The organism is Pseudoduganella violacea (assembly GCF_014191875.1).
GTDB lineage: Bacteria > Pseudomonadota > Gammaproteobacteria > Burkholderiales > Burkholderiaceae_D > Rugamonas > Rugamonas violacea_A.
In genome coordinates, this window is the sequence record NZ_JACHXD010000021.1 from 81,086 (window position 1) to 89,110 (window position 8,025).

4 protein-coding genes and 3 tRNA genes are annotated in these 8,025 nt (G+C 66.5%); 6 read left to right on the plus strand and 1 reads right to left on the minus strand.

What is annotated here, in order from left to right:
• Positions 1–4 precede the first annotated feature (4 nt).
• Positions 5–1,657, plus strand: a complete 1,653-nt coding sequence (locus FHS03_RS24900; protein WP_183443606.1) for a tetratricopeptide repeat protein — start codon at positions 5–7, stop codon at positions 1,655–1,657.
• A gap of 60 nt (positions 1,658–1,717) precedes the next feature.
• Complete coding sequence (locus FHS03_RS24905) at positions 1,718–3,244, plus strand: HDOD domain-containing protein (RefSeq protein WP_183443607.1); 1,527 nt, start codon at positions 1,718–1,720, stop codon at positions 3,242–3,244.
• Positions 3,245–3,390: 146 nt separating this feature from the next.
• On the opposite strand, the gene FHS03_RS24910 is transcribed toward FHS03_RS24905, so the two are convergent.
• A complete protein-coding gene (locus tag FHS03_RS24910; RefSeq protein WP_183443608.1) occupies positions 3,391–6,633 on the minus strand; it encodes an EAL domain-containing protein in 3,243 nt (1,080 codons plus the stop codon).
• Between the two features lie 335 nt (positions 6,634–6,968).
• On the opposite strand from FHS03_RS24910, the gene FHS03_RS24915 reads away from it, so the two are divergent.
• The 4 genes from FHS03_RS24915 to FHS03_RS24930 all read left to right on the plus strand — a co-directional run.
• Positions 6,969–7,054 (plus strand) — tRNA-Tyr (locus FHS03_RS24915).
• A 45-nt stretch (positions 7,055–7,099) separates the two neighbouring features.
• Positions 7,100–7,173: transfer RNA gene (locus FHS03_RS24920), tRNA-Gly, on the plus strand.
• 37 nt (positions 7,174–7,210) lie between these two features.
• A tRNA-Thr gene (locus FHS03_RS24925) sits at positions 7,211–7,285 on the plus strand.
• Positions 7,286–7,366: 81 nt separating this feature from the next.
• Positions 7,367–8,025, plus strand: a 659-nt coding sequence (locus tag FHS03_RS24930) for a GTP-binding protein (RefSeq protein WP_183443609.1), incomplete at its 3' end; no start/stop codon positions are given.

Here is an 8,025-nt window from a genome sequence, read left to right on the forward strand (position 1 = left end):
CGCCATGAATCCCCTGAAGGGCCTTGCCGCCCTGATCATCGAACCCCATCCCGGCATGCGGGCCAGTCTGCACAATATGCTGAGTTTGTGCGGGCTGAGCCGTATTGAGGATGCCGCCAGCTCCAGCCAAGCCATCCGCGCGCTGGGCGGGCGCAGTTACGACCTGATCCTGTGCGAATACGAGCTCGAAGGCGGCCAGGACGGCCAGCAGATGTTGGAAGACTTGCGCCACCACCGTCTCATGCATGCCGCCACCCTGTTCTTCATGGTCACCAGCGAGGGCCAGTTCAACAAGGTGGTCAGCGCCGCCGAGCTGGCGCCCAGCGATTACATCCTGAAGCCGTTTACGGTGGAGAACCTGACCGAGCGCATCACGCGCGCCATCGAGCGCCGCAACGCCCTGCTGCCGGTCTATCAGCTCATGGACATGGGCGACCAGCGCGAAGCGATCGCCGCCTGCCTGGCCGGGGCGGCGGCCCAGCCGCGCTACCGTTGCGACTTTCTGCGCCTGCGCGCCGAGCTGCACCTGTTCCTGGGCGAACCGGAGCAGGCCGAGCCGCTGTACGCGGCCCTGTGGGAAAGCAAACGCATCCACTGGGCCCGGCTCGGCCTGGCCAAATGCCTGTCGCTGCGCGGCGAGCACGAGGCGGCGCGCGCCATCCTCGAAGAGCTGCTGGGCCAGAACCGGCGCTTCCTCGACGCCTACGACTGGCTGGCGCGCACCTTGCAGGAGCAGGGTGAGATCGAGCGCGCCCAGGCCGTGCTGAGCGACGCGGTCGAGCTGTCGCCGCATGCGGTGCGGCGCCTGCGCCGGCTCGGCGAAGTGGCGCTCGAAGCCGGCGATGTGGAGGCGGCCGAGCGCGCGCTCAAGCTGGTGGTCAGCAAGACCCGCTATTCTGAATTCCGCACGCCGGAAGACCATGCGCGCCTGGTGCAAAGCCTGGTGCGCAAGGGCGATCCGGTGCAGGCGGCGGCTGTGATCCGCGACCTCGACAAGAGCATGGGCAGCCGCCGCAACGGGGCGCTGTGCGCGTCCATCGCCGCCGCCATGCTGCATGAATTCACCGGTAACGCGGCGCGGCTGGAGGCGGCGCTCGACAGCGCCCTGGCCGGCTGCCGCACGGCCAGCGGCCTGTCGAGCGAACTCAAGCTGGCGCTGGTGCGCACCTGCCTCGATGCCGGCCAGGCCGAGCGCGCCGCCGACGTGATGCGCGATGTGATGCGCAATGCCGCCAATCCGGCCGCCATGGCGAAAGCCATGCGCGTGCTGGAGCAGGCCGGCCACGCCGAGCTGGCGCAGCGCCTGGCGCAGGAATGCCGGCAGGAAGTGGGTGACCTGGTGGCGGCCGGCGCGGCGCGCGCCAAGGAGGGCGATTTCCGCGGCGCCGTCAACCTGATGATCGAAGCGGTGGACAAGCTGCCCGACAATCCGCAAGTGGTGTTCAACGCCGCCGTCGCCGTGCTCAAGTGCCTGGAAAACCTGGGCTGGGACGAGCGCCTGGGTGGCCAGGCGCGCGAATTGATCGGCAGCGTGCGCCGGCTCGACCCGGTCAACGCCAAGCTCCACGCGCTGGCGACCCTGCACCATGACATATTGAAGAAATACAACATCCGCCCCGGCGCCCGCCGCGCCGCGCCCCAGATGGCCGCAATATAGCGCCGGCCGGCCTTGCCCGGCGCTACAATGGATTGCCTCCCTACATAAACGGGCATAGCGATGGCGAGCTCCTCCCACGAGGAACCGCGGCCGGTGCGCGGCTTCCTGCTGAAGAAACTGTGCAACGACGAAGGCTTGTTTGCCCTCGGCGTGTCGGTGGCGCGCGTGGTGCAACTGGTCGACGACGACGACCAGGGCACGCAGAGCCTGGCCTACTATGTGCTGTCGGACGTGGCGCTGACGCAGAAAATCCTGCGCCTGGCGAACACACCGAAATACCGCACGGCCGGCGGCGCCGCCGTCACCACCATCTCGCGCGCGATTTCCCTGCTCGGCTTCGACAATGTGAAGACCACGGCCCTGGCCATGCTGCTGGTCGACACGCTGGCCAATAGCAAGCACGCGCACAGCGTGCGGCAGGAATTGGAAGCGGCGCTGTGCGCCAGCTTGATGGGACGCGAACTGGCGCGCCTGAGCGCCTGGCAGGGCGCGGAGGAAGCCTCGATCGGCGCCCTGTTCAAAAATATCGGCCCCTTGCTGATCGCTTCGCGCGAGCACGAGCGCTTCCGCGAAATCGCTACCCTGATGACGGAGGGCAAGCACAGCCAGGCGCAAGCGTCGCAGATGATCCTGGGCAGCACCTACGACACGCTGTCGGCCGCCATCCTCAATGAATGGAAGATTCCTGACGTCATCGTGCGCTCGCTGAGCGCGTTGCCGCCCGGGCCGCTCAAGGCCCCGCTCAACCGCCAGGAATGGATGCGGCAAGTCGTTTCGCTGAGCATGGACGCCGCGCGCCATCTGTTGCGCAAGCACCGCGAGCACGACAAGGCCGAGTTGAGCAACCTGCGGCAGCGCTACGGCGCGGCGCTCAATCTGGAAGATGAGCAACTGCCGGCCCTGCTGGCCAATGTGCGCAAGGAAATGGACGCCCTGCTCGACAGCATGCAGCTCGGCGCGCAAGGCGAGGGCGAGGAAGAAGGCGGCGCCGGCCTGCCGAATGTGCTCTTGCTGGCCACCATGACCGGTGAAGACGGCGGCAAGGACGGCGTCTACCCGAGCGGCAAGCCGTTCCAGGCGCGCGAGCTGCTGCTGGCCGGGGTGCAGGAAGTGACGCAGATGCGCGCCGCCGGGCGCAGCAAGCTCAACGACGTGATCCAGGCCGTGCTGGAAACCCTGTACCGCAGCATGGGCTTCCGCTTCGCCACCGTCTGCCTGAAAGATGTGCGCGCCGGCCAGTACCGCGCCCGCGTCGCGTTCGGCGAACAGCACGCGCAGCGCCAGGCCGGCTTCGTCTTCGCGCTGGAAGGCAATGACCTGTTCCACCTCGCCATGCAAAACGACGCCGACCTTATGATTGCCGACGCCAGCGTGGCCAAGATCCGCGACCTCTTGCCGGCCTGGCATCTGCGGCTGCTGCCCGACGCCCGCAGCTTCATCGTCCTGCCGCTGGTGGTGCAGGGCGCCCAGCTCGGCCTGTTCTATGCCGACCGCGCCGACGCCGCGCCCGAAGGCGTGCCGCCCGACGAAAGCTCCCTGATCCGCGCCCTCAAAGCCCAAGTCCTCGCCGCCCTCGGCAATCCCTAAGCGCCCGCTTTGCGCCAAATCAAATAATGTCCCACCCTGGTGTCAGGCACCGGAGTCGGACATTCTTTGAGATTAATCAAGAAATGTTCGACCGTAGTGCCTCGGCGGCCCCGCCTGACACCAGGGTGGACATTGTTTGCGGCGGATCAAGGGGCGGCGCTGGCGAGGGCGGGGTGGGCGAATTCTTCGAAGGCGGGCACGGGCAGGGGACGGGCAAATAGATAGCCTTGGGCTTCGTCGCAGCGCTTGTTGCGCAGGAAGTCGGACTGGGCTTCGGTTTCGACGCCTTCGGCAATCACTTCCAGGCCCAGGGAGTGGGCCAGGGCGATGGTGGCGGCAACGATGACGGCGTCGTTGGGGTCGCTCTCGATGTCCTTGACGAAGCCGCGGTCGATTTTGATGCGGTCGATCTCGAACAGCTTCAGGTAGCTGAGCGAGGAGTAGCCGGTGCCGAAGTCGTCGATCGCCACCTTGATGCCGCGCGCGCGCAGTTCGCGCAGCAGTTCGCGGCTGCGCTCGGGGTCTTGCATGGCGGCCGACTCGGTGATTTCGAGTTCGAGCAGGGCCGGGTCGATGCCGCTGTCGGCCAGCAGGCGGTCGAGCAGGGGCAGCAGGCCGCCGCCGTGGCATTGGCGCGCCGACAGGTTGACGGCCAGGCGCAAATGGCCGAGGCCGGCGCTGCGCCAGCGCTGCAGCAGCCCCACCGCTTCTTGCAGCACCCAGTCGCCGAGCGCGAGGATCAGGCCGGATTCCTCGGCGATCGGGATGAAGCGGTCGGGCGACACCATGCCGAGCTCGGGATGGTGCCAGCGCAGCAGGGCTTCGGCGCCGATCACGTGGCGGTCGGACAGGTCGATCTGGGCTTGCAGGTAGAGCTCGAATTCGCGCTGCTCGAGTCCCTGCCACAGGCGGTTCTCCAGCAGCAGGCGCTCGTGGGTGGCGCGGTTCATGGCCGGCGAGAAGAATTGGAAATTGCCGCGGCCCTGGGTCTTGGCGGCGTACATGGCGGTGTCGGCGTGGCGCAGCAGGGTGCCGCCGTCGTCGCCGTCGCTGGGGAACATGGCGACGCCGACGCTGGCGCCGCTATGCACGGTCAAGCCTTGCAGGCTGTAAGGCTGGCTCAGCGCTTCGACGATGCGCACGGCGATCGCGCCGGCCGCCTCGGGCGTGACGCTGCCGCTGGTGACGACGATGAATTCGTCGCCGCCGAGGCGGGCGATGGTGTCGATTTCGCGCATCAGCTCGCGCAGCCGGTTGGCCACGGCCACCAGCAGCAAGTCGCCGACCTGGTGGCCGTGGGTGTCGTTGATTTTCTTGAAGTGGTCGAGGTCGAGGAACATCACGGCCGCGGCGCCGCCGGCGCGCCGGGTCTGGGCCAGCAGCTGGTCCAGGCGCAGATTCAGCGAGAGGCGGTTGTCGAGGCCGGTCAGCGGGTCGTGGTGGGCCAGGCGGTAGATGCGTTCCTGGGCGCGGTGCTGCTCGGTCAGGTCGTGCAGGATGGCGACGAACAGGGTTTCGTCGGGCAGCTCGACTTCGCTGACCGAGATGGCGAGCGGGAAGCTGCTGCCGTCGCTGCGCCAGCCGCTGGCCTGGTGTTCGTGGCTGGCGCCGCCGGCAATGGCGCGCAGCAAGGTGGCGGCGCTGTGGCCTTCGTCGAGCGGCAGCAGGCGCTCCAGCTCCAAGCCTTGCATCAGCTCGGCCGGGTAGCCGAACAGGCGGCCGGCCGCCGCGTTGGCCGACACCAGGCGGCCGTCGCTGGCCAGCGTGAGGATGGCGTCGGCGGCCTTGTCGAGGATGGCTTGCAGGCGCGCTTCGCGCTCTTGCAGGCGGGCCGTGCTGTCGCGCACCTGGGCCTGGATCTGGGCGCGCTCGCCGCTGATCAAGAGCAGCAGGGCGCCCAGCAGGGCGGTCAGGAACAGGCCGGTGCTCAGCACCATCCAGCTTTGCCAGCCGCGCTGGGCGGCCGCGTAGGCCGCCGTGGGCGCCAGCGTCAACAGGTAGACGCGGCCGCCGAAGTGCAGACGCTGCTGGAAGTCGCCGGGCCGGGCCGGGCGCTGCAAATCGTCGAGCAGGGCCACGGCTTGGGCCGCGCTGACATCGTCGAGCCGGGTCTGGAAGTGGGGGAAATCGACTTGCTGCAGGGCGCGCTTGAGGTAGGAATCGACTTGCAGCGACACCAGCAGCAGGCCGATGGCCGGCTCGCCCTCGTCAGGATAGACGGCTTGCAGCAGCACGATGCCGCGCCCGATTTCGCGGCGCAGCAGTTCGAGCGGGGCGCTGGCGCTGGGACGGCCGCTGCCCAGGGCGGCGTTCACGGCGGCCGCGCGCTGCGGCTCGGACAGGAAGTCGGCGCCGTGGTAAAGCCGGTTGCCGTTCGGTTCGATAAAGGTGGCCACCACATAGCGCGGGCGCGGGCCGGCCGCCTGCAACTGCAGGTCGGGGCCGCGCTGGCGGATGTGGAAGTCGGGCCGCACCTCGGCCCGGCCCCAGGCTTCGAAGTCGGCGCGCTGGGCCTGGGTCACGGGGCGCAGCCAGCTCATCGACAACAGTTCGGGCCGCTGTTCCAGATAGCCGCGCGCCAGATTGCTGAAGTCGCGCGCCGTCATATTGCGGCCGTGGCCGTTGACGGCGCGCGCCATCGCATACACGAAACGTTCGTGTTCGCTGAGCTTGGCTTGCAGCAAGTCGCCGGCCTGCTGCGACTTGAGGCGGAAGGTTTGCATCTGCTGGCCCGATTCCCAGCGCTCCACTTGCAGATAGATGGCGACGAAGACCCCCGTCAGCAGCAGCAGCGGCAGGCCGACCAGCCAGCGCCGGCGCCACCACAGCTGGCGCGGGCGGCCGATCACAATCCACAGCAGCGGCGCGGCCAACAGCATGCCGACGCTGTCGCCGATCCACCAGGCCAGCCAGTTGCCGGCCAGCTCGGTGGCGGGAATCACGCCGAGCAGGCCGATCATGGTCAGCGACAGGGTGCTGCTGGTGATGGCCAGCAGGGGCGTGAGCAGCAGGAAGCGCAGCACGTCGCGGCCCAGCGCGATCTCGGGGGCGACCCAGCGGCGGAAGGCATGCAGCGCGACAAACGCTTGCAGGGTGGAGGCGCTGGCCGCGGCCAGGGCGGCCAGCCAGCGCGCGTTGCCGGGTTCGGGGCCGAGCGGGATCAGCAGATTCATCAGCAGCGAGGCGGCAGCGATGCCGGGCAGCAGGCGCGTGCCGCCGCTGACCAGGGCCGCCAGGGCGATGCCGGCCGGCAGGAAGAGCGGGGTGGCATAGCCCGGCGACAGCGCCAGTTGCAGACCCAGCCAGCCGGTCAGCAGGTAGAGGGCTGCGACGGCGGCGTTGGCGGCCAGGGTGCTGCGCCAGACAGGCCAGTTGCGGGCTCGGATCATGTACAACGGCGCTCCAGAAGGGACGGCGGTTCAGGGTGAAAATCGATTGTATAAGAAAAAGTGCAACACAAAAACACGGCGCCCGCCCAGAGTTTGATGCTGGACAGAAAGACGATAGCTTGCATGCTGGCAGCAAGCGTTGCCGGGGGCGGGGGAAAGGCGCGCGGAAAGAGGCGGGGAGGCGCAGTAAAAAAAACTGGAAAACAACACTTGCATTTCCCCAGGGTTAGCCTTTACAATCTCGCCCCGAAGCAGCAGTCATTCACTCAAAGCAAAGTATGCGCCAAGAGGGTTGACACAAGATTGTAGTTGCTTCATACTCTGCGGTTCCTCGCGGAGGGGTGGCCGAGTGGTTAAAGGCAGCAGACTGTAAATCTGCCCTCTTATGAGTACACTGGTTCGAATCCAGTCCCCTCCACCAAGTTTTTGCAAGGAAACTGAGTGCTAGTGAAGAAGTCGTAACCTCGCGGGTGTAGCTCAATGGTAGAGCTGAAGCCTTCCAAGCTTAAGACGAGGGTTCGATTCCCTTCACCCGCTCCAGCAGGACTTGCAAAACGCCGTACGCATCACAATATAAGCCCTTGTAGCTCAGTGGTAGAGCACTCCCTTGGTAAGGGAGAGGCCACGTGTTCAATCCACGTCAAGGGCACCAGAATTCGCAGTATCCGCAGTACATCAATATCTGACAGACGGGCGTGCGCCCAGCATCTCATTAATTTGTTAGGAGTCTAAAATGGCAAAAGAGAAATTCGAGCGGACCAAGCCGCACGTCAACGTCGGCACCATCGGTCACGTTGACCATGGCAAGACCACCCTGACCGCTGCTATCGCAACCGTTCTGTCGAAGAAATTCGGCGGCGAAGCTAAAGCTTACGACCAGATCGACGCTGCTCCAGAAGAAAAAGCGCGCGGCATTACCATCAACACCGCGCACGTCGAGTACGAAACCTCCGGCCGTCACTACGCCCACGTTGACTGCCCAGGCCACGCCGACTACATCAAAAACATGATTACCGGTGCCGCCCAGATGGACGGCGCGATCCTGGTGTGCTCCGCTGCTGACGGCCCAATGCCGCAGACCCGCGAACACATCCTGCTGGCCCGTCAGGTTGGCGTGCCTTACATCATCGTGTTCCTGAACAAATGCGACCTGGTGGACGACGCCGAGCTGCTGGAACTGGTGGAAATGGAAGTGCGCGAGCTGCTCTCCAAATACGAATTCCCAGGCGACGACCTGCCGATCGTTAAAGGTTCGGCCCGTATGGCGCTGGATGGCGACACCGGCCCGCTGGGCGAGCAAGCCATCATGCAACTGGCTGACGCCCTGGACTCCTACATCCCAACGCCAGAGCGCGCTGTGGACGGCGCCTTCCTGATGCCAGTGGAAGACGT